Here is a 2,500-nt window from a genome sequence, read left to right on the forward strand (position 1 = left end):
AGCAATTCTGAGTGGCTAAGCGAAAGTGATAAGTATCCCACCTGGGGAGTACGAACGCAAGTTTGAAACTCAAAGGAATTGACGGGGGCCCGCACAAGCGGTGGAGCATGTGGTTTAATTCGATGATACGCGAGGAACCTTACCAGGGCTTAAATGTAGAGTGACAGGACTGGAAACAGTTTTTTCTTCGGACACTTTACAAGGTGCTGCATGGTTGTCGTCAGCTCGTGCCGTGAGGTGTCAGGTTAAGTCCTATAACGAGCGCAACCCCTGTTGTTAGTTGCCATCGAGTAATGTCGGGAACTCTAACAAGACTGCCGGTGCAAACCGCGAGGAAGGTGGGGATGACGTCAAATCATCACGGCCCTTACGTCCTGGGCTACACACGTGCTACAATGGCCGGTACAGAGAGCAGCCACCTGGCGACAGGGAGCGAATCTATAAAGCCGGTCACAGTTCGGATTGGAGTCTGCAACCCGACTCCATGAAGCTGGAATCGCTAGTAATCGGATATCAGCCATGATCCGGTGAATACGTTCCCGGGCCTTGTACACACCGCCCGTCAAGCCATGGAAGCTGGGGGTACCTGAAGTCGGTGACCGCAAGGAGCTGCCTAGGGTAAAACTGGTAACTGGGGCTAAGTCGTAACAAGGTAGCCGTACCGGAAGGTGCGGCTGGAACACCTCCTTTCTAGAGACACGATCGTTAGGTTTAAAAAAGATGGTAAGTAAAAGACTTACTCTCGCTGTTAGTTCAAAAATTAAAGTAAGAGAGCTGGAAGAAAGCTACTAAGTAACCGAGTTGCTAAGTAACTAAGATTCTAAAGAAATATAGTCTCGTAGCTCAGCTGGTTAGAGTACTACACTGATAATGTAGGGGTCGGCAGTTCGAGTCTGCCCGGGACTACTAATTCTCTACTTATTTTAATTATTAAAGGAAATTCTGGAAGTTGAGTATTGAATATTAATTCAACATTCAAAATTCAACATTCAAAAAAGAAGAATGGGGGATTAGCTCAGCTGGCTAGAGCGCCTGCCTTGCACGCAGGAGGTCATCGGTTCGACTCCGATATTCTCCACAAGTCCTACGGGACACACGTTCATTGACATATTGAGATAAACAATACAGTAGAAAAAATTATAGAAAGCACAGTTGTGTGTTAGCGATAACATGCAAGAAAAGTACAATAAGCAAAATAAGGGCGTATGGGGGATGCCTGTGGCTCTCAGAGGCGAAGAAAGACGTGATAAGCTGCGATAAGCTACGGGGACGGGCACATACCGACTGATCCGTAGATTTCTGAATGGGGCAACCCACTATATTGAAGATATAGTATCCGATAGGAGGCGAACCCGCTGAACTGAAACATCTAAGTAGGCGGAGGAAGAGAAAACAAAAGTGATTCCGTGAGTAGTGGCGAGCGAAAGCGGATTAGCCCAAACCAATGTTGTTACGGCAATATTGGGGTTGTAGGACCACGACATTCTATGTAAACAGAACTGGAAGCATCTGGAAAGTTGCATCGTAGAGGGTGATAATCCCGTACAGGTAATGAATATAATAGATAGTGGTATCCTGAGTAGGGCGGGGCACGTGAAACCCTGTCTGAATCCAGCGGGACCATCCGCTAAGGCTAAATACTCCTGAGAGACCGATAGTGAACCAGTACCGTGAGGGAAAGGTGAAAAGAACCGTGAATAACGGAGTGAAATAGATCCTGAAACCATACGCCTACAAGCGGTCGGAGCCCTTTCGTGGGGTGACGGCGTGCCTTTTGCATAATGAGCCTACGAGTTACCGTTGCTGGCAAGGATAAGTGATTAAGTCACGGACCCGTAGCGAAAGCGAGTCTTAATAGGGCGCTTTAGTCAGTAATGGTAGACGCGAAACCGTGTGATCTACCCATGGGCAGGATGAAGCTGTGGTAACACATAGTGGAGGTCCGAACCGGTTGACGTTGAAAAGTCTTCGGATGACCTGTGGGTAGGGGTGAAAGGCCAATCAAACTCGGAAATAGCTCGTACTCCCCGAAATGCATTTAGGTGCAGCGCTGGCTTAAGTTATATAGAGGTAGAGCTACTGATTGGATGCGGGGGCTTCACCGCCTACCAATTCCTGACAAACTCCGAATGCTATATAATGTTTACCAGCAGTGAGGGCATGGGTGCTAAGGTCCATGTCCGAGAGGGAAAGAACCCAGACCATCAGCTAAGGTCCCCAAATGTATGCTAAGTTGAATAAACGAGGTTTGTCTGCCCAGACAGCTAGGATGTTGGCTTGGAAGCAGCCATTCATTTAAAGAGTGCGTAACAGCTCACTAGTCGAGCGGACGAGCATGGATAATAATCGGGCATAAGTATACTACCGAAGCTATGGATTTACGTTTTACGTAAGTGGTAGGGGAGCATTCTATTCAGCGTCGAAGGTGATATGTGAGTATTGCTGGAGCGGATAGAAAAGAAAATGTAGGCATAAGTAACGATAATGCGGGCGAGAAACC

Annotated in this window: 2 tRNA genes and 2 rRNA genes (1 of these 4 cut by a window edge); all 4 read left to right on the forward strand. The window is 47.6% G+C overall.

From position 1 onward, the window contains the following. Positions 1-690: ribosomal RNA gene (locus tag V3Z67_RS17395) — 16S ribosomal RNA — on the forward strand; the annotation flags it as partial. Positions 691-832: 142 nt separating this feature from the next. Then, positions 833-906: transfer RNA gene (locus V3Z67_RS17400), tRNA-Ile, on the forward strand. Positions 907-1,004: 98 nt separating this feature from the next. Continuing rightward, positions 1,005-1,078 (forward strand) — tRNA-Ala (locus tag V3Z67_RS17405). Positions 1,079-1,184: 106 nt separating this feature from the next. After that, a 23S ribosomal RNA gene (locus tag V3Z67_RS17410) occupies positions 1,185-2,500 on the forward strand; it runs 1,564 nt beyond the window's last position.

Origin of the sequence: Flavobacterium sp. C4GT6 (assembly GCF_036347315.1) — a bacterium.
Lineage (GTDB): Bacteria > Bacteroidota > Bacteroidia > Flavobacteriales > Flavobacteriaceae > Flavobacterium.